The following is an 18,377-nucleotide window of genomic DNA, read 5'->3' as shown; positions in this document are numbered from 1 at the left end:
GGCAGCACCCAGCCTCAGGTGTGCACCGAGGTCGTGTCTGCCCCGTCACACCGAGCACACGACCCGCCACCGGCATCCACCGCCGCCGTGTCCGAGCCGGCTCAGTGACCGTGCCTGTGCAGTGCGGCGCTCGCCCGGAAGCGGAGACGTCCGCAGCGGTCCTTGACCTCCTGCGGCGCGTCCTCGGCGCAGCAGCAGTGGCGGGCGAGCCACCGCAGATCCTCCGGGTCGAGCCAGAGAGCGACCCGCCCCTGTGCGGTCTCCGCCTGCGGATCGGTGGGTACGGGATCGGCCATGGCATGCACCCTACGGCCCACTCGTGCCGCCCCCATGGCGATCTGACGCTCCGTCAGCTACCGTGCCCCCGCACCAGCCGCCCGGCGAAGGGGGTCCCCCATGCCCGTCACCGTCGTACGTTTCAACCTCGTCGAACCCGGTGCCAGCCCTGCCTCGCTCGGCGCCCGCTACCGGGCCGCCCTGGAGATGGCCGCGTACGCCGACGACCGCGGGATCACCACCGTCCAGACGGAGGAGCACCACGGCGTCGAGAACAACTGGCTGCCGTCGCCGTTCGCCTTCGCGGGCGCGGTGTTCGGGGCGACGCGGCGGATCGCGGTCACCGTCTCGGCGGTCATCGGCCCGCTGCACGACCCGCTGCGGCTGGCCGAGGACATCGCCGTACTCGATCTGCTGAGCGGCGGCCGGCTGGTGACCGTCGCCGGGATCGGGTACCGGCCCGAGGAGTACGCCCAGTTCGACGTCGACTGGAAGCGGCGTGGCAGGCTCCAGGACGAGCTGCTTGAGACGGTGCTCAAGGCCTGGACCGGCGAGGAGTTCGAGTACCGGGGCCGCACGGTACGGGTCACCCCGCGGCCGTGCTCCGACCCGCACCCCCTGCTCCTGGTCGGGGGCTCCTCGAAGGCCGCCGCCCGCCGGGCCGCCCGCCTGGGCCTGCCGTTCTTCCCCAGCGCGCATCTGCCGGAGCTGGAGGCGTACTACAAGGAGAAGCTGACGGAGTACGGCACCGAGGGCTGGACGATGATGCCCACCGCCGAGACCCCGCTGCTGCACATCGCCGAGGACCCGGACCGGGCGTGGGCCGAGCACGGCGGGCACTTCCTGCACGAGGCCCGGACCTACGCCTCCTGGCAGTCCGGGGACATTCGGTCCGCCGTGAAGTCGGCGGCCACGACCGTGGACGAGCTGCGCGCCGAGGGCGTGTACCGGATCCTGACGCCGGACGAGTGCGTGGCGCAGGGACTCGACAACCTCGTACTGCATCCGCTGGCGGGTGGCATGCCCGTGGACGAGGGATGGCGCAGCCTGCGGTTGTTCTGCGAAGACGTACTGCCCCGGCTCGGTGAGTGAGCCGGGGCAGTACGTCCTACGGATACGGGGAGAAGGGCGGCGGGGATGTGGCCCGTCTCCCCGAGTCAGGGGGCCTCAGCCCATCTCCTCCAGCGCCTTGCCCTTCGTCTCCTTCACGAACTTCAGGACGAACGGGACGGAGAGCGCTGCGAAGACCGTGTAGATCACGTAGGTCACGGAGAGGTTCCAGTCGGCCAGCGACGGGAAGCTCGCGGTGATGGCCCAGTTGGCGATCCACTGCGCGGAGGCGGCCACGCCCAGGGCCGCGGCGCGGATCCTGTTCGGGAACATCTCGCCGAGCATGACCCAGACGACGACACCCCAGGACAGGGCGAAGAAGAGGACGAAGACGTGGGCTGCGATCAGGGCGGTCCAGCCCTGCGCGGCCGGCAGCTTGCCGTCGACCAGGTCGAAGGAGAACGCCCAGGCCTCCAGTGCGAGGCCGACGACCATGCCGATCGAGCCGATCAGGGCCAGCGGCTTACGGCCGACGCGGTCCACGAAGATCATGGCGATCACGGTGCCGAGGATGTTGATGATCGACGTCGTGAAGGAGTAGAAGAACGAGTCCGACGGGTCCACACCGACCGACTGCCACAGCGTCGAGGAGTAGTAGAACGCGACGTTGATGCCGACGAACTGCTGGAAGACCGACAGGCCGATACCGACCCAGACGATGGGCTTGAAGAAGAAGCCGCCGCCGAGCAGGTCCTTGAACGTGGACCTGTGCTCGCTGTTCATGGCGTGCTCGATCTCGTCGACGCGAGCGTCCAGGTCGATGTGCTCGCCCTCGACCTCGGCGAGGATCTCGCGGGCACGCGCGCGCTTGCCGACGGAGATGAGGAAGCGGGGGGACTCGGGGATGGCGAAGGAGAGCAGGCCGTAGAGGACGGCCGGAACCACCATGACGCCGAGCATGACCTGCCAGGCCTCCAGGCCCATCAGCTTGCCGCGCTGGTCGCCGCCGGCGGCGTTGAGCAGACCCCAGTTGACCAGCTGCGAGATCGCGATGCCGATGACGATCGCGGCCTGCTGGAAGGAGCCGAGACGGCCGCGGTACGCCGGCGGGGCGACCTCGGCGATGTAGGCCGGGCCGATGACCGAGGCCATGCCGATGGCGAAGCCGCCGACGATGCGCCAGAGGGCGAGGTCCCACAGGGCGAAGGGCAGCGCCGAGCCGACGGCGCTGACGGTGAACAGCACGGCCGAGATCTGCATGCACCGGATGCGGCCGATGCGGTCGGCTATCCGGCCGGCGGTCGCGGCACCGATGGCACAGCCGATCAGGGCGACGGCGATGACCTGGGCCAGGGCCGCGGAGCCGATGTCGTAACGGCCGCGGATCGCCTCAACGGCGCCGTTGATCACGGAACTGTCGTAGCCGAAGAGGAAACCACCCATCGCGGCCGCCGCCGCGATGAAGATGACATGCCCGAGATGCTCGGGATGAGCCTTCCTGGCTCCTGACTTCGGTTCCTGTGCAGTGCTGGTCACGTTCGAACTCCTCGGGCCACCGGCGTCGCTGCCGGGTGGGGGACCCTTCCAGGTAGGTGGTACCTGAAGGTAAAAGCAACGTCGCCGAGACTATGCCTTCAAGTTTCGAAGTCAAGGGGGTCCCACTGTGACTTTCCAGCGCACAAGTAACGGGAATGTGTTCAAGTCTTGAAGGAAGCGAGGGGGGAGGTCTAGCGCAGCCGTTGGCTGATGACCTTCGACACCCCGTCACCCTGCATGGAGACGCCGTACAGGGCGTCGGCGACCTCCATCGTCCGCTTCTGGTGCGTGATGACGATGAGCTGTGACGCTTCCTGCAGTTCCTGCATGATCCGGATCAACCGCTGCAGGTTGGTGTCGTCGAGCGCGGCCTCGACCTCGTCCATCACGTAGAACGGGCTCGGACGGGCCTTGAAGATCGACACCAGCAGGGCCACGGCCGTGAGGGAGCGCTCACCACCCGAGAGCAGCGACAGCCGCTTGACCTTCTTGCCCGGCGGCCGTGCCTCGACGTCGACGCCCGTGGTGAGCATGTTGTCGGGATCCGTGAGGATCAGACGCCCGTCGCCACCGGGGAACAGCCGGCTGAAGACACCCTCGAACTCCCGGGCCGTGTCCCGGTAGGCCTCGGTGAAGACCTGCTCGACGCGCTCGTCGACCTCCTTGACCACCTGGAGCAGATCGAGGCGGGTCTTCTTCAGGTCCTCAAGCTGCTCGCTGAGGAACTTGTGGCGTTCCTCCAGCGCGGCGAACTCCTCCAGGGCGAGCGGGTTGACCTTGCCGAGCTGCTGATAGGCCCGCTCGGCGGCCTTGAGCCGCTTCTCCTGCTCGGCCCGGTGGAACTGCTTGGGCAGATTGCGCGGGTGCTCGGGGTCCTCGGGCAGCTCCTCGCCCTCGGCGGGCGGGGACGGCGGCACGGGCTGATGGGGGCCGTACTCGGACATGAGCCCGGCCGGCTCCACGCCCAGCTCCTCCAGCGCCTTGGTCTCCAGCTGCTCGATCCGCATGCGCTTCTCGGCGCCGAGCACCTCACCGCGGTGGACGGAGTCGGTCAGCTTGTCGAGCTCGCCCTTGAGGTCGCGGCCCTCGCTCCGGGCGGCGGCCAGCTCCTGCTCGCGCCGGGCCTTGGCCACGTCGGCCGCCGTACGCTCCTCGTCGGCGCGGGCCAGGGAGACCTCGACGTGCGCGAGCAGCTGCCGGGCTCCGGAGGCGACGGCTTCCGCCACGGACGCCTCGTGCCGCAGCCGCGCGCGGCGCTGCTCGGCGCGCGCGCGTGCCTCGCGTTCCGCGCGGGCGGCCCGGTCGAGTGAATCGGCGCGCCCGGCAAGGCCCTTGACCCGCTCCTCGTGCGTACGGACCTGGAGCCGGGCCTCCATCTCGGTCTGGCGTGCGTTGGCACCGTCGGCGGCGAGACGATCCCGTACGGATGTGTCGGGCTCCTCCTCGACCGGCATCTCCTCGGCGACGGCGAGCCGTTCGGCGAGCTCCTCGGCCTCCTCCAGGGCCCGGTCGAGTGCCTCTTGCGCCCGTGCGGCGGCGGCGAGGGAACGCTCCGCCTCGCCCGCCGCGCCCCGTGCCTGCCCGGCGAGCCGTCCGAGCTGCTGGGCGACGGTCGACTTCTCCCGGTCGGCGGCGCGCCGTCGCTCCCCCAGCTCCTCGACCGACGCCGCGCATTCCTTGCGTCGTTCCCCTGCCGCGTACTGCGCCTCGGTCAGCTCCTCGCACCGCACGGCCAGCTCTTCCAGCTCGGCGGCGGCCTCGTCCACGGACGCCTGCACTTCCAGCAGGCTGGGCGCCCCGGCGGAACCACCGTGCGCGAAGTGAGCGCCCAGCAGGTCGCCTTCGGCGGTTACGGCGGTGAGGTCGGGGCGGGAGTAGACGAGGTCCTCGGCGTCTTCGAGGGTGCCGACGACGACCACTCCGTGGAGGAGGCGGCGGATGGCGGGCATGAGGTCGGCAGGGGCGCGGACGAAATCTGCCGCGTGAGGTTGTGGGGCGTCTGCGGGTTCGTCGTGGCTTGTCGCCCAGTTCCCCGCGCCCCTTTGGGGCGCTTCCCCCGCCAGGAGCAACGCCGCCCGTCCGGCGTCCTGCTTGCGCAGCAGGCGGATCGCTTCGGCAGCGGCGGACGGTGACGTGACCGCGAGGGCGTCCGCCGCCGCGCCGAAGGCCGCCGCCAGCGGGACCTCGTAGCCCGGTGTCACCGTCAGCAGCTCGGCCGCCGGGCCCAGCAGCCCGGTGAGACGATCCTTCGCCCCCAGCAGTGCGCCCGTTCCGTCCTTGCGGCGCAGGCCCAGGGACAGTGCCTCGTGCCGGGCCTGGGTCGCGGCCCGCTTGCGTTCCGCCGCGGTGGCCGCCTCCCGGGCCGCCGTCAGTGCGGTCTCGGCGTCCGACAGCCGCTGTTTCGCCGCCTCGTGCTGCTCACCGAGTTCCGCATCGCCCGCGTCGAGGCCGTCGACCTCGGCCTTGAGGGCCTCGTACTCCTCCTGCGCGACGACGGCGCGCTCCTGGGCCTCGTCGCGGGCGGCGGCCAGCCGGTCGATCTCGGCCTGGGCGGAGGCCGCGCGCGAACGGGCCGCGTTGACCTGGCCGTTCAGCCGGGCGAGACCCTCACGGCGGTCGGCGATCGCGCGCGCGACATCCTTCAGGCGCCGTTCCTCCTGAGTGAGTTCGCGCTCCAGCTCGGCCCGGTGCGCGACAGTGTCCTCAAGGGCCCGCTCGGCCGCCTCCAGTGCCGCTTCGAGCTCGGCCTCCTGCTCCCGGATGCGGGCGGCTTCGCGCTCCATGTCCTCGGGGTCGCGGCCCCGCCGCTCCTCCGGCGGCGCGGAGGTCGCGCTCTTCACGCGCGCGTCGGCCAGCGAGATCGTGCCGCGCACCCGCTCGGCGAGCTGCGAGAGCTCGTACCAGGTCTGCTGGGCGCGCTGCAGCCGCGGGGTGAGCTGCCGTACCTCGTCCTCCAGGAGCGCCTCGCGCTGCAGGGCCTTCTTCAGCTCCCGCTCGGCGTTCTCCTTGCGCTCCTTGAGCGCCGCCTCGTCCGCGACCTCGGCCTTCAGCGCCTCCCGCAGCCGTACGAGATCGTCGGCCAGCAGCCTCAGGCGCGCATCCCGCAGATCCGCCTGGATCACGGCCGCCCGCCGCGCCACCGCCGCCTGCCGGCCCAGTGGCTTGAGCTGTCTGCGCAGTTCGTCCGTCAGGTCCTGCACGCGCGCGAGGTTGGCCTGCATCGCGTCGAGTTTCCTGAGCGCCTTCTCCTTGCGCTTGCGGTGCTTGAGGACGCCCGCGGCCTCTTCGATGAAGGCGCGGCGGCCCATGGGATCGGCGTGCAGGACGGAGTCGAGCTGGCCCTGGCCGACGATGACGTGCATCTCGCGGCCGATGCCGGAGTCGGACAGGAGGTCCTGGATGTCGAGCAGACGGCAGGTGTCACCGTTGATCTGGTACTCACTGCCGCCGTTGCGGAACATGATCCGCGTGATGGTGACCTCGGCGTACTCGATGGGCAGGGCGCCGTCGGAGTTGTCGATGGTCAGCGAAACCTCGGCACGGCCAAGTGGCGGACGGCCGGTGGTGCCGGCGAAGATGACGTCCTCCATCTTGCCGCCGCGCAGCGACTTGGCACCCTGCTCGCCCATGACCCAGCTCAGGGCGTCCACGACGTTGGACTTGCCCGAGCCGTTCGGTCCCACGACACACGTGATGCCCGGTTCGAACCGGAGTGTGGTCGCCGAGGCGAACGACTTGAACCCGCGGAGGGTCAGGGCCTTGAGGTGCACGCCGCTGGACTCTACCTTCCGCCGCTATCTCACTCCATGAACCCTCGCAACCCCGCGGTTTCACGCATGAACATGAAGGGCACATCAGACGTTAAAGAGAGTGAAAGGATGCGCGGGGGAAAGAAAGAAGGGACGCCGAAGCGTCCCTTGCAAACTCTGAACTCTGAAACTCTGACAACTTAGCGGTTGATACGGGCGGCCCAACCACTGCTGTCGTGGTGCGATGCAGTGATCAGGTGAGCGCAGGCTCCGCCTGGTGTGCGTCGATGCTCATGCTCTCCATGATCCTGTCGTGAGAAGCGGCAGCCGCGAGCGCGTCGTTCTCCGCCTGGATTCGTCCGAGTTCGGATTCCAGGTCCTGGACGCGCTGCTGGAGCCGTCGCATCTCGGCGAGGAGTCGAGGGTCGGAGCCGCCGACGTAACCGAGAAGCGCCTTTGCCATGATGGATGGTCCTCCACACTGAGTGACCGACCGAAGCGGTGTGGGTCGTGAGGGAATCGCACCCGCGGTGCTTGACACTCTTGAGTTCTTGCTGCCGTTCATCCATGCCAAACAGCTAAGGTGCGCGGGGTGCTTTCAGCGTCTCACCAAAAAGTTTGACGGTCAACACGATCACGCCCCGTATTGGCGGGCAACCCAGGGTCGCGCGGCCTGAACCGGCGGCGCTGCGACTGGAGCGGGGCCCTCGGGGCGTGGCGATCATTCTTAGGTGCGGAGCCTGCCACGACAAGCGGTTCTTGACAACCACCAGGCAATTTCCGCTCCAGGCAGCTGCTGATGGCATGTTCTTACGCTTCCGCACGGGCCTCTTCACGGAATGTGGTCAGCGGATCGCGAAGCCGTCGTAACCGCCGCGGGGTGTGTCCCAGATCTCGGTGACACCGTCGACCCGGCCGGGCGTGTCGTCGCCACGGAGCCAGTCGAGGAGCCCGTCGCACCGCTCGCGCGGGCCCTCGGCGACCACCTGGACCCGTCCGTCCCCCAAATTGAGAGCAAAACCACTCAGGGCGCCGAGCTCAAGGGCCTTGGCCCGCGTGAACCAGCGGAAACCCACACCTTGGACGCGTCCCCGCACCCAGGCGACCAGTCGCACATCCTCGCTCATGAGTGCAACCTAACGGGCCAATGTCTCTCGGGACACTTCCTCCTCTGGCGCCATGCGGTACCGTCCCCACCCAATGAATCTCATATGAAACTCACTCGATCGAGTGAGTTAGGCCACCCCGCAAGATCATATCGGGTGGGTTGGCCGCCAGGACGAGGAAGGCCAGAACATGGGACGCCACCGACGCTCAGCCGCCGGCCGCGCCGCCACGGGCCGCGCCACGGGGGTCACAGGAAGGGACGGCTCGTACACGAGCAGCTATGACCCCCAGCAGTACTCGTACAGCTATGACCCGCCGGAGGCCCTGGCGGCGGGTGACGAGCAGCCCGTCCTGGGGATCGCGCCTTATCTGAAGGCCGAGGAGTACGCCGAGTCCTCCGCGAGGAGTGCCGCGTATCTGTTCGCCACGGAGGACGACTACACCACGGTCTTCCCGGAGCGCGGGCCGTCGTCCGGCAAGGGCTCCGGGCGCAGTGGGTCGCGTCGCCGCAAGAAGAGGGCCGCGACGCCGGTGAAGACCGGTCTGCTCGGCGTCTCCGCCGCTGTCGCCATCGGCACGGTCGCGGTCGCCACGGGTTCGATGCCCGGCCTCGACAACTACAAGCTCGGCGGCGGTGGCGGCGACAAGGTGCAGGCCGCGAGCACGCCGACCAACTCGGCGAGCGAGCAGGGCGGCACGTCCGGCAGTGTCCACGGCCGGGACGGCGGGTCCTCGACGAGCCGCGACGCCCACCGCTCGGCCTCGCCGTCGCCGAGCCCGTCGACGTCCTCGGCGGCGCCGACCGAGGCGCCGACGAAGAAGCCGAAGGCGACCCCGTCCAAGAAGCCGAAGACGACGCCCTCGAAGAAGGAGACCAAGCCGCCGAAGGAGACCACCGCCCCGGTGAGGGTCTCCGCGGAGGCCGCCGCCGAGGCGGAGGTGCTCAAGCTGGTCAACGAGGAGCGGGCCAAGGTCGGCTGCAGCGCGGTGTCCGCCAACAGCACCCTGTCGGACCTGGCCGAGACCTTCAGCAAGGCCATGGCCGCCGAGGACTTCTTCGACCACACCGACCCCAGCGGTGCCACGCCCTGGGACCGGGCGTCGAAGCTCGGCATATCCAACCTCGGCGGCGAGAACATAGCCCGAGGCCAGGCGGACGCGGCCGCGGTGATGAACGCCTGGATGAACAGCCCCGGCCACCGCGCCAACATCCTGAACTGCGACTTCAAGACCCTCGGGGTCGGTGTGCACTTCGGGACCGGCGGCCCCTGGTGGACGCAGGACTTCGGCTACTAGAAACCGGTCAGGCGGCGCGGCCCAGCAGGAAGACCCGCGCCGTCTCCGTCACCCGGCGGCCCAGGTGCTCCGCGGTCTGGATGTCCGCCTTGTGAACGGCGTCCGGGCCCTCGTCGACGTTGGTCGAGGCCGCGGCGCCGGCGAAGAAGCCGAGGCGGTTGAGGTCGTGCTCGGAGCCCTCGCTGTTGTTCCAGCCCGGCAGCAGGCCGAGGTTGACCCAGTGCATGCCGTGCTGCCCGGCGAGAACCTGGAAGAACTGCAGCGTGTTGAGCTTGTCGCCGCTCTTGGACCCGGAGTTGGTGAAGCCGGCTGCCAGCTTGTCCTTCCAGTCCTGCCCGAACCAGCGCTTCGATGACGCCTCCGCGAAGACGTGGAAGGCGCCGGACGCCGTGCCCATGTAGGTCGGCGAGCCGAAGACGACGGCGTCCGAGCCGTCCAGGAGCGCCCACTGCTCGTCGGTGATCTCGTCGACCTTGATCAGGTGCACCTCGGCACCTGCCTCGACGGCACCGGAGCGGACCGCCTCGGCGAGGACGGCGGTGTGGCCGTAGCCGGAGTGGTAGGCGATGGAGACAACGGGGGTGGTCACGATGTGCGCTCCTGAAATAGACACTTCATAGGCGGTAACCAAAGAAAAGCACTAACTTCTAGTTAGTGCAATCTACGGGTTAGCGCTGCGTTCGAGTACGCTTGAGGAATGGACACTGGGATGGACACTGGGATGGACACCCCGCAGGAGCACACGGAGGCGGACGACCTCCCGTACAACGTGTTCGCCAAGGCCTGTCCCTCGCGCGGCACCCTGGAGCACGTGACGGGCCGCTGGGGCGGGCTGACGCTCGGCGCTCTGTACGAGGGCACGCTGCGCTTCAACGAACTTCGCCGACGCGTTGCCGGCGTGAGCGAGAAGATGCTGGCCCAGACCCTGCACGCGCTGGAGCGCGACGGGCTGGTGCACCGCGAGGCGCAACCGACGAACCCGCCCCGCGTGGACTACGAACTGACCCCGCTCGGCCGTGACGTCGCCGAGCGGCTGCTGGGCCTCATCCACCTGGTGGAGGGCCGCATGGACGACGTCCTCGCCTCGCGGGAGCGTTACGACTCGGCGCGCGGCGCCCTCTGACACCTCGGGCAGAAGTAGCTGGACCGGTTCATCCAGGGACGCCTGCGCATCGGCGTACCGCACCTCTTGCACGGCAGACCTTCACGGCCGTACGCGTCGAGCGAGCGGTCGAAGTAGCCCGACTCCCCGTTGACGTTGACGTAGAGGCTGTCGAAGCTGGTGCCGCCGACGGAGAGCGCCGCGTTCATCACATCCCTTACGTGGCCGAGGAGTTCGGCCGTGCGCGGGCGGGTGAAGCCGGCCGTCGGGCGCTCGTAGTGGACGCGGGCGCGCCAAAGCGCCTCGTCCGCGTAGATGTTGCCTACTCCGCTGATCAACGACTGGTCCAGCAGGGCCCGTTTGATGGTGGTGCGCTTGCGGCGCAGGGCCTGGTGGAAGGCCTCGTCGTCGAACAGCGGGTCGAGGGGGTCGCGCGCGATGTGCGCGATGACGTCGGGCAGGCCGTCGGGGGTGTTGTCGTGCAACGACAGCCCGCCGAAGGTGCGCTGGTCGACGAAGCGGAGCTCAGTGGCACCCGCCGCGGCAGCGGCTGATGTCAGCGTGTCCGCGAACCGCACGCGGATTCTGAGGTGCTTCTCGTCGGGAGCCGCGGTCGGCTGGACCAGGAGCTGGCCGCTCATGCCGAGGTGCGCCAGGACAGACTGTTGGGTGTCCTCCAGGGGGAGCCACAGGTACTTGCCGCGGCGGCTCGGGACACCGAAGCGATGCCCCTTGAGGCGGTGCGCGAAGTCGTCGGCGCCGGCGATGTGACGGCGTACGGCACGCGGGTGCAGCACCTCGGCGTCGGCGACGACCCGGTGGGCGACCCACCGCTCCAGGCCGCGCCGGACGACCTCGACCTCGGGCAACTCGGGCATCACAACCCCCGTACCAAAACGCTGTGGATGAACGCAGCGCCCGCCCCGCGGCGGGGACGGGCGCTGCTCAGGAGGCGCTGTTCGTCAGGCAGAGACGGACGTCGGGCCTTCGTCGCCGTCCAGGGCGGCCTTCTCGGCCGCCGCCTTCTCGGCGCGCTCGTCCGCTGCGGCCCGGATGGACCGCCAGGCGGACTCGGCGGCCTGCTGCTCCGCCTCCTTCTTGCTGCGGCCGGTGCCGGTGCCGTACGAGACGCCTCCGACGCGGGCGGCAGCAGTGAAGGTCTTCTCGTGATCGGGGCCGGTCTCCGTGACCAGGTACTCGGGCACGCCGAGGCTTTCGGTCGCGGTGAGCTCCTGGAGGCTGGTCTTCCAGTCCAGGCCGGCTCCGAGGTTCGAGGACTTCTCGATCAGCGGGTCGAACAGGCGATGCACCAGTTCGGAGGCCGCGTCGAGGCCCTGGTCGAGATAGACCGCGCCGATCACCGCTTCAAGGGTGTCGGCGAGGATGGACGCCTTGTCCCGGCCGCCTGTGCCTTCTTCACCCCGGCCGAGCCGGATGAAGGAGCCCAGGTCGAGACCACGACCGACCTCCGCCAACGCACGCGAGTTGACCACCGCGGCCCGCAACTTGGCCAGCTGGCCTTCGGGCAGGTCGGGGTGGGTGGTGTACAGCGTGTCCGTGACCACGAGGCCCAGCACGGAGTCCCCGAGGAACTCCAGCCGCTCGTTGGTCGGCAGACCGCCGTTCTCGTACGCGTACGAACGGTGGGTCAGCGCACGCACCAGAAGGGCGGACTCGAGCTTGTACCCGAGCCGCCCTTCCAGAAGCGTGTGGGACGAGGCCGTGTTGTCCGCTTTCTTCTTGGCGGATGGGTCCGCCTTGGCGTCATCCGCCTTCTTGGCAGTGGACACGGTGCCTCTCACCAGCCGCTCAGACCTCGAGGACCTGGCGCTTGTTGTAAGTGCCGCAAGACGGGCACGCAATGTGCTGCAGCTTGGGCTCGTGGCAGCGCTCGCACGCAACCAGGGTGGGGACCGCAGCCTTCCACTGCGACCGGCGGTGGCGCGTGTTGCTGCGCGACATCTTCCGCTTCGGAACAGCCACGGCTACTTCTCCTGCTTCTCGTCGACGCCCGCTTCCGCGTCAGCGCCGCTCATCTCGTCCTTCTCGCCATCTTCGAGTGAACCGGCGAGTCCCTGCAGTGCCGCCCAACGGATGTCGACGGCGTCGTGGTGGTGGTCCGGGTCGTCCGTGAGCCGCGCTCCGCACTCGGAGCACAGGCCCAGGCAGTCGTCCTGGCACACCGGCTGCATCGGCAGTGCGAGCACCACCGCATCCCGCAGCACGGGTTCGAGGTCGAACAATCCGTCCTCGATGAAGAGCCTGTCCTCGTCTTCTGCTGATCCCTCGGCGTCGTCGGTCGGCTCCGCCTTGGGGCGGCCCCGATCGTCGGCGTCATGGTACGAGAACATCTCCTGGAATTCCGCTTCGAGCGCCAGCTCTAGCGGCTCCAGACACCTTACGCACTCCCCCTCGGCCTGTGCACGGGCGGCGCCTGTGACAAGCACCCCTTCCATGACCGACTCGAGCCGGAGTGCGAGCTCCAGCGGGGCGCCTTCCGGCACTCCGATGACTCCCGCGATCCCGAGATCCTTGGGAGCGTCGATCTGGCGGGTCAGGCGCTGCAGCGCACCGGGCCGCCGCCCCAGCTCGTGTGTGTCGAACACGAGAGGCTTGCGGTGGTCGAGGCGGGCGTTCAGAGCCATTCCTGCTTTCGATCTTCGAGCTCAGAGGGACGCTGCCCTCGGTGTTGCCGGGCAGCGCAGATCGCGGACGTACACGCGACCGAAGAGCCAGGATACTGGACCTTTCCCTCACGGCCCAATCCGGTGGTTCCTTACTGGCCTCGGCCCTGCTCGTACGCCCTGAGCTGCTCGGGCGTGATCATGCCGGTGTCGAAGAGGCTGGTCTCGTCGAGGGCGTACGCCTGGTGGTCCTGATGCGCCTGGTGGCCCTGCTGCCCCTGGTGCGCCTGCTGCCCCTGGTTCGGGTCGTACGCCGCCTGCTGGGCGTCGTAGCCCTGGTACGCGTACGGATCGGCCTGCTGGTAGCCGTACGCGTCCTGTCCGCCGTAGCCCTGCTGCTGGTAACCGCCGGCGTAGGGGTCGGTCTGCTGTTGGTAGCCGTATGCCGGCTGTGGCTCCGTGTACGCCCGCTGCTGGGCGGACTGCTCGGCCTGGGTGGTCTCCTGCTGCGTGAGGGCGGCGAGGTCGGACAGGTAGTCGGCGTCGCTGGAGTGCTGCAGGGCGGAGGCATCGTCGGCGAGGGCGCCGAGGTCGTCGGTGGCGATCCGGCCGTGCAGTTTCTGGCGGCCGCGGCCGACGGCCTCCAGGGTCTTGGCGAGGACCGCCTCGAAGGCACCGAGCTTGACGTCGACGTAGGCGTCGGCGTCCTTGCGCAGGGTCTCCGGGTCGTGGCTGCGCTCGGGGGCGTCCTCGTCCTCGTAGCCCTGTTCGTCGACGCCCGGACCGGTGCCGAGCAGCTTCTCGCGGCCGCGGCCGACGGAGCCGAGCGTTTTGGTGAGGACGACCTCGAAGTTGGCGAGCTTGGAGTCGACGTAGTCGTCGGCCTCGGCGCGGACCTCCTCGGCCTCCTGGCGGGCCTCGGTCAGGATGCGGTCGGCCTCGGCCTGGGAGCGGCGGGCGACCTCGGTGTCGGAGATCAGCGAGCCGCGCTCGGCGTGCGCCTGGCCGATGATCCGGTCGGCCTCCTGGCGGGCCTGCTCGACCATCTCCTCGCGGCCGCCGATCAGTTCCTGCGCCTGGGCCAGGGAGTCGGGCAGGGCCGCGCGCACCTCTTCGAGCTGGGCGAGCAGGTCGGCGCGGTTGATCACGCACGAGGCCGACATGGGCATGGCCCGGGCACTGGAGACCGCCGCGACGATCTCGTCGAGCTTCTTCTGCACGTCCACCGTGTGCTCGCCACTCTCTGCCGATGTGTTGGAGACGGACGGAACGACTGTAGCCCCATCAGCCCCTCGGCCCCATCAGTCCTTGCGCAGGCGCTTGTTGAGGGCCTGGAGGACCAGCGGCGGGACCAGGTGGGAGACGTCTCCGCCCCAGGTCGCGACCTCCTTGACGAGCGAGGAGGACAGGAAGCTGTAGGTCGGGTTGGTGGGCACGAAGAGGGTCTCCACGCCGGAGAGCCCGTTGTTCATCTGGGCCATCTGCAGCTCGTAGTCGAAGTCGCTGACGGCGCGCAGGCCCTTGACGATGGCGGGGATGTCGCGCTGCTTGCAGAAGTCGACGAGGAGGCCGTGGAATGCCTCGACCTTCACGTTTCCGTATTCGGCGGTGACCTGGCCGATGAGGTCGATCCGCTCCTCGATCTCGAACAAGCCCTTCTTCGACTGGTTGATCATGACCGCGACATAGACCTCGTCGTACAGACGTGAGGCGCGGGAGATGATGTCGAGATGTCCGTTGGTGATCGGGTCGAACGACCCGGGACAGACGGCGCGGCGCACTAGTGATCCCTCGCTCTCCGGTCCGGTCATCGTGCGTCTTCGCACGTAGAGGCGGCGCGACCGTACCAAAACGTTCCCTCGCCGTAACGACGGGCCCTGATCGCTTCGAAATCGTCCGGCCACCTGAATTCGCCGCCTCTGGTGCTGCGCTCCACGGTGACGAGGGCTTCCGGCGCGAGCCAGCCCCCCGAGCGGAGTGTGAGGAGAATCTCGCGAAGATCGTCGTCCGTGACGGCGTACGGGGGGTCGAGGAAGACGATGTCGTACGGCTCCGCCGGCGCCGGAGTCTGGATGATCTGTTCGGCTTTGCCGGCCCGCACCTCGGCGCCGGGGAGGCCGATGCTCTTGACGTTCTCGCGGATCGTGCGGGCGGCGCGGGCGTCCGCCTCGACCAGGAGGGTGTGGCCGGCGCCGCGGGAGAGGGCTTCCAGGCCTACGGCGCCTGACCCCGCGTAGAGGTCGAGGACTCGTTCGCCTGCCAGAGGGCCGCCGAGGAGGGACTGCCAGGTGGAGAAGAGACCTTCGCGTGCTCGGTCGGAGGTGGGGCGGGTTCCATTGCCGGGTGGGACGGCTAGGCGACGTCCGCCGGCTGCGCCGGCGATCACGCGGGTCATCTTTGGTCCTTGGTCGTGGGCGGGTTCAAGGTTCATTGTGGCTGGTCGCGCAGTTCCCCGCGCCCCTCGGTGGGTCCGGTTCAGCCCTTTTCCAAGTACTGCTCCCTTTCCTCGTCCAGGAGGGCGTCCAGGGCTGTGCGCAGGCCCGGAAGCGCCGTCAGCTCGGGATCTGCCTCCACCACCGCAGTCGCCTCCTCCCTCGCCTCCGCGATGACCTCCTCGTCCTCGATGACCGCCAGGACGCGGAGGCTCGTGCGGGCGCCGGACTGGGCCTGGCCCAGGACGTCACCCTCGCGGCGTTGTTCGAGGTCGATACGGGAGAGTTCGAAGCCGTCCAGAGTGGCGGCGACGGCGTTGAGGCGCTGGCGGGCGGCGCTCGCCTCCGGCATCTCGGTGACCAGGAGGCAGAGGCCGGCCGCCGAACCTCGCCCCACCCGGCCGCGCAGCTGGTGGAGCTGGGAGACGCCGAAGCGGTCGGCGTCCATGATCACCATGGCCGTGGCGTTCGGGACGTTGACCCCCACCTCGATGACCGTGGTGGCCACCAGGACGTCCGTGTCGCCGGCCGCGAAGCGGCGCATGACCGCGTCCTTGTCGTCGGGGTGCATGCGGCCGTGCAGCACCTCGACGCGGAGGCCCTGAAGGGGGCCCTTGGAGAGCTTGCCGGCCACGTCGAGGACGGCGAGCGGGGGGCGCTTCTCGGCCTCGTCCTCGGGGGCCTTCTTCCTGCCGGACTTCTTCGGGTCGGCCTGTTCGTCGATGTCGTCGCCGATGCGGGGGCAGACGACGTACGCCTGGTGGCCGCCCTCGACCTCCTCGCGGACCCGCTCCCATGCGCGGGCCAGGAAGTGGGGCTTGTCGGCAGCGGGGACGACATGGCTGGCGATCGGGGAGCGGCCGGCGGGGAGCTGGTCGAGGACCGACGTGTCGAGGTCGCCGAAGACGGTCATGGCGACCGTGCGCGGGATGGGGGTGGCCGTCATGACGAGGAGGTGCGGGGGCTGCTTGCCCTTGCCGCGCAGGGCGTCGCGCTGTTCGACGCCGAAGCGGTGCTGTTCGTCGACGACGACGAGGCCCAGGTCGTGGAACTGGACCTTGTCCTCGATCAGCGCGTGCGTGCCGATCACGATTCCGGCCTCACCGGTGACCAGGTCCAGCATGGCCTGGCGGCGCGCGGCCGTCCCCATCGAGCCGGTGAGCAGCACCACCTTGGTGGCGTGCTCCACTCCGCCGAGCATGCCGCCCTCGGCCAGGTCGCCCATCATCTCGGTGATCGAGCGGTGGTGCTGCTGGGCGAGGACCTCGGTCGGCGCGAGCATGGCGGCCTGACCACCGGCGTCGACCGTGGCGAGCATGGCGCGCAGAGCCACCATCGTGTTGTGGGTGACCGTGAAGTTGTCGGTGACGTAGGCGTGGCTCGGGTGGGCGACGCTGATGCACTGCACGGGTTTTCGTCCCACGTACTCGACGGCACGGATGCCTCGCCGGAACGTCTCCTGTCCGGGACCCGGGCGCACGCGCTCGGCCTTGCGGGTGAGCCGGAACGGTGCGTACTCGTCAGGCAGGGCCACCGAGACCCTGAAGGCGAATTCCTCCGACAGCACACGGGCCCGGCCACCCAGCGACCGGACCAGCCAGGCGACGTCGTCGGCGAAGCCGCGCGAGGCCGAGTACAGGGAGATGCCCAAGCCGTCCTCGCCGACGGTGCCATCGGCGTCCAGAAGACCCTGCAGCAGCGCGTGACGGTTCTTGACCGAAGTGTTCTTGAAGGCGTCCGGGACGGATTCCCCGGGCAATGACCCGTCTCCCAGCCGGAGGCCCAACCGATACGGATCGAGCGGCAGCGCCGAGTCGCCTCCGAGATCGACCGGGGCGGCTGCCGGGAGGTGCCACTTCGAGGATCCGTCGGCTGTGAACGTGTCCAGCCGGAGCTCTCGCGTCGTCATGACCTCGGGGCTCTGGCCTCGCTGCCATCCACTGCTCGTACCGACGATCCAGAGATGCTCGTCGTCGCACTCGACGGAGCTTCCATCGGAGAGAACCAAGCGCCAGACCTCACGCTCCCCTTGCGGGAACACGCCGTCGATCAGCGCGATGTCGCCGTCCGGCACGACGACCTCGTCCCCCACCGCCATGTCGCCCATGAGGCGGAATCCGGCAGGAGTGAGCACGAGGGAGTCAAGTGGCTGTGCCTTGCCCGAACCCACCTCGCCCTGCAGCAGCCGGTGCATCGGATGCTCTGTCGCCAGGTCGTCGAAGATCTCCTTGGAGACCTTCTGCTGACCCTCGGTGAGGGTGAAGGGGAGGCGGTCGTCGAAGGCCGCCAGGAGGCCGTCGGGCTTGGGTCTGCGGGCGACCGCCGGGAGTTGGGAGTCGGCGTGGCGGCGCCGGGCGAGGGCCACCTGGAGGACGAAGGCCTCGTCCCACTTCAGGCGGGCGCGGGCATCCTCGATGTCGGCCTTGGTGTGCGGGCGGTGGATCTTGAGGAGGGCCTCGGGGAGGGTGATCAGGCCGCGGCCCTCGCGGAGCGTGGGCGGAAGGGGGTCGACGGCGTCCTGGGCGCTGGGCAGGACCGTCTGGAGGGCCTTGCCGATCTTCCAGGACTCCAGTTTGGCGGTGGCCGGGTAGATGGGGATGAGGGCGCCGGCCCAGGTCTCGACCGTCTCCTCGCTGTCGCCTCGCAGCAACTCGTAGGCCGGATGGGCCAGTTGCAGGCGGCGGTTGAAGACGGAGGCCTTGCCCGCGAACATCGCGCGTGTGCCCGGCAGGAGTTCCTTGTGGGGCTTGTGAACACCGCTGCCGAAGAAGACCAGTTGGAGACGGCCGCTGCCGTCGGTGATGGTGACCTCCAGGCGCTGACCCTTGCCGCGAGGGGCCTTCGAGGAAGCGAAGGTGTGCAGGCGGGCGTCGGCGACCATGGCGACCACCGTGACGTGCTCGTCCATGGGGAGGTCGGCGAGGTGGGTGAGCTGGCCACGCTCCTCGTATCTGCGCGGGTAATGGTGCAGGAGGTCGCCGACGGTGTGCAGGCCGAGGTTCTCGGCCATCACCTTCGCGGTGGGTGGTCCGAGCACCTTCTTCAGCGGTTCTTCCAGTGCGGGCACGAGATCCATTGCACACCACACCACTGACATAGCCGTATACGTCTCCCGAAACCCCTGGTCAGACGGCTCGTTCCGGCCGTAGGATGACGTGCTCCGGCCTCCCCCGCGGTCACCGCCCCATCAGGGACCGCCCGACCC

General features: G+C 69.2%; 17 protein-coding genes. 3 read left to right on the top strand and 14 right to left on the bottom strand.

Annotated features, from left to right (window positions below):
• Window positions 1–101 precede the first annotated feature (101 nt).
• The gene (locus tag OG870_RS32735; RefSeq protein WP_266522127.1) at window positions 102–296 is read right to left on the bottom strand and encodes a hypothetical protein; all 195 of its coding nucleotides are present in this window, start codon (window positions 294–296) and stop codon (window positions 102–104) included.
• 100 nt (window positions 297–396) lie between these two features.
• Here OG870_RS32735 and OG870_RS32730 point away from each other — a divergent pair, with 100 nt between their 5' ends.
• A complete protein-coding gene (locus OG870_RS32730) occupies window positions 397–1,368 on the top strand; it encodes an LLM class flavin-dependent oxidoreductase (protein WP_266590240.1) in 972 nt (323 codons plus the stop codon).
• Between the two features lie 75 nt (window positions 1,369–1,443).
• Here OG870_RS32730 and OG870_RS32725 read toward each other — a convergent pair whose 3' ends face one another.
• The 4 genes from OG870_RS32725 to OG870_RS32710 form a co-directional block, all read right to left on the bottom strand.
• The gene (locus OG870_RS32725; RefSeq protein ID WP_266590238.1) at window positions 1,444–2,862 is read right to left on the bottom strand and encodes a sugar porter family MFS transporter; all 1,419 of its coding nucleotides are present in this window, start codon (window positions 2,860–2,862) and stop codon (window positions 1,444–1,446) included.
• Window positions 2,863–3,053: 191 nt separating this feature from the next.
• Window positions 3,054–6,632 carry a chromosome segregation protein SMC gene (gene smc, locus OG870_RS32720; protein WP_266590236.1) on the bottom strand — a complete coding sequence of 1,193 codons (3,579 nt, stop codon included), beginning with the start codon at window positions 6,630–6,632 and terminating at the stop codon, window positions 3,054–3,056.
• Window positions 6,633–6,864: 232 nt separating this feature from the next.
• Window positions 6,865–7,074: a hypothetical protein gene (locus tag OG870_RS32715; protein ID WP_266522119.1), complete on the bottom strand. Its 210-nt coding sequence runs from the start codon at window positions 7,072–7,074 to the stop codon at window positions 6,865–6,867.
• Between the two features lie 382 nt (window positions 7,075–7,456).
• Window positions 7,457–7,738 carry an acylphosphatase gene (locus OG870_RS32710; protein WP_266522118.1) on the bottom strand — a complete coding sequence of 94 codons (282 nt, stop codon included), beginning with the start codon at window positions 7,736–7,738 and terminating at the stop codon, window positions 7,457–7,459.
• Window positions 7,739–7,907: 169 nt separating this feature from the next.
• On the opposite strand from OG870_RS32710, the gene OG870_RS32705 reads away from it, so the two are divergent.
• Complete coding sequence (locus OG870_RS32705; RefSeq protein WP_266590234.1) at window positions 7,908–9,014, top strand: CAP domain-containing protein; 1,107 nt, start codon at window positions 7,908–7,910, stop codon at window positions 9,012–9,014.
• A gap of 7 nt (window positions 9,015–9,021) precedes the next feature.
• Here the strand turns inward: OG870_RS32705 and OG870_RS32700 are convergent, their stop codons facing one another.
• Window positions 9,022–9,603 (bottom strand): flavodoxin family protein, encoded by a 582-nt coding sequence (locus OG870_RS32700; protein WP_266522114.1) that lies wholly within the window; start codon window positions 9,601–9,603, stop codon window positions 9,022–9,024.
• 132 nt (window positions 9,604–9,735) lie between these two features.
• Between OG870_RS32700 and OG870_RS32695 the strand changes: the two genes are divergently transcribed.
• A complete protein-coding gene (locus OG870_RS32695) occupies window positions 9,736–10,137 on the top strand; it encodes a winged helix-turn-helix transcriptional regulator (RefSeq protein ID WP_266592510.1) in 402 nt (133 codons plus the stop codon).
• On the opposite strand, the gene mutM is transcribed toward OG870_RS32695, so the two are convergent.
• The 8 genes from mutM to OG870_RS32655 form a co-directional block, all read right to left on the bottom strand.
• Window positions 10,110–10,994: a bifunctional DNA-formamidopyrimidine glycosylase/DNA-(apurinic or apyrimidinic site) lyase gene (mutM, locus tag OG870_RS32690; RefSeq protein ID WP_266522112.1), complete on the bottom strand. Its 885-nt coding sequence runs from the start codon at window positions 10,992–10,994 to the stop codon at window positions 10,110–10,112. The two genes, OG870_RS32695 and mutM, sit on opposite strands and share 28 nt — an antisense overlap.
• Before the next feature lie 84 nt (window positions 10,995–11,078).
• Window positions 11,079–11,918: a ribonuclease III gene (rnc, locus tag OG870_RS32685; RefSeq protein ID WP_266522110.1), complete on the bottom strand. Its 840-nt coding sequence runs from the start codon at window positions 11,916–11,918 to the stop codon at window positions 11,079–11,081.
• Window positions 11,919–11,925: 7 nt separating this feature from the next.
• Complete coding sequence (rpmF, locus tag OG870_RS32680) at window positions 11,926–12,099, bottom strand: 50S ribosomal protein L32 (RefSeq protein WP_007493396.1); 174 nt, start codon at window positions 12,097–12,099, stop codon at window positions 11,926–11,928.
• A 2-nt stretch (window positions 12,100–12,101) separates the two neighbouring features.
• Window positions 12,102–12,761 (bottom strand): YceD family protein, encoded by a 660-nt coding sequence (locus OG870_RS32675; RefSeq protein WP_266590232.1) that lies wholly within the window; start codon window positions 12,759–12,761, stop codon window positions 12,102–12,104.
• Window positions 12,762–12,892: 131 nt separating this feature from the next.
• Complete coding sequence (locus tag OG870_RS32670) at window positions 12,893–13,966, bottom strand: DivIVA domain-containing protein (protein ID WP_266522106.1); 1,074 nt, start codon at window positions 13,964–13,966, stop codon at window positions 12,893–12,895.
• 75 nt (window positions 13,967–14,041) lie between these two features.
• The gene (gene coaD / locus OG870_RS32665; RefSeq protein WP_266523777.1) at window positions 14,042–14,521 is read right to left on the bottom strand and encodes a pantetheine-phosphate adenylyltransferase; all 480 of its coding nucleotides are present in this window, start codon (window positions 14,519–14,521) and stop codon (window positions 14,042–14,044) included.
• Window positions 14,522–14,547: 26 nt separating this feature from the next.
• Complete coding sequence (rsmD, locus tag OG870_RS32660; protein ID WP_266522104.1) at window positions 14,548–15,135, bottom strand: 16S rRNA (guanine(966)-N(2))-methyltransferase RsmD; 588 nt, start codon at window positions 15,133–15,135, stop codon at window positions 14,548–14,550.
• Window positions 15,136–15,215: 80 nt separating this feature from the next.
• Entirely contained in the window at window positions 15,216–18,248 is a 3,033-nt protein-coding gene (locus tag OG870_RS32655) for a helicase-related protein (RefSeq protein ID WP_266590230.1), read from the bottom strand.
• Window positions 18,249–18,377: the final 129 nt, after the last annotated feature.

The organism is Streptomyces sp. NBC_00461 (assembly GCF_036013935.1).
Taxonomy (GTDB): domain Bacteria; phylum Actinomycetota; class Actinomycetes; order Streptomycetales; family Streptomycetaceae; genus Streptomyces.
Note: the sequence above shows the minus strand (reverse complement) of the source record. Positions and strands in the feature narration are given on the sequence as shown.

What these genes read in the sequence shown, in the direction of transcription:
- OG870_RS32655 (WP_266590230.1), bottom strand. Translation starts at nt 18,248, where the DNA reads ATGGATCTCGTGCCCGCACTGGAAGAACCGCTGAAGAAGGTGCTCGGA.
- OG870_RS32730 (WP_266590240.1), top strand. Translation starts at nt 397, where the DNA reads ATGCCCGTCACCGTCGTACGTTTCAACCTCGTCGAACCCGGTGCCAGC.
- rsmD (WP_266522104.1), bottom strand. Translation starts at nt 15,135, where the DNA reads ATGACCCGCGTGATCGCCGGCGCAGCCGGCGGACGTCGCCTAGCCGTC.
- OG870_RS32675 (WP_266590232.1), bottom strand. Translation starts at nt 12,761, where the DNA reads ATGGCTCTGAACGCCCGCCTCGACCACCGCAAGCCTCTCGTGTTCGAC.
- OG870_RS32715 (WP_266522119.1), bottom strand. Translation starts at nt 7,074, where the DNA reads ATGGCAAAGGCGCTTCTCGGTTACGTCGGCGGCTCCGACCCTCGACTC.
- OG870_RS32705 (WP_266590234.1), top strand. Translation starts at nt 7,908, where the DNA reads ATGGGACGCCACCGACGCTCAGCCGCCGGCCGCGCCGCCACGGGCCGC.
- OG870_RS32735 (WP_266522127.1), bottom strand. Translation starts at nt 296, where the DNA reads ATGGCCGATCCCGTACCCACCGATCCGCAGGCGGAGACCGCACAGGGG.
- OG870_RS32695 (WP_266592510.1), top strand. Translation starts at nt 9,736, where the DNA reads ATGGACACCCCGCAGGAGCACACGGAGGCGGACGACCTCCCGTACAAC.
- OG870_RS32710 (WP_266522118.1), bottom strand. Translation starts at nt 7,738, where the DNA reads ATGAGCGAGGATGTGCGACTGGTCGCCTGGGTGCGGGGACGCGTCCAA.
- mutM (WP_266522112.1), bottom strand. Translation starts at nt 10,994, where the DNA reads ATGCCCGAGTTGCCCGAGGTCGAGGTCGTCCGGCGCGGCCTGGAGCGG.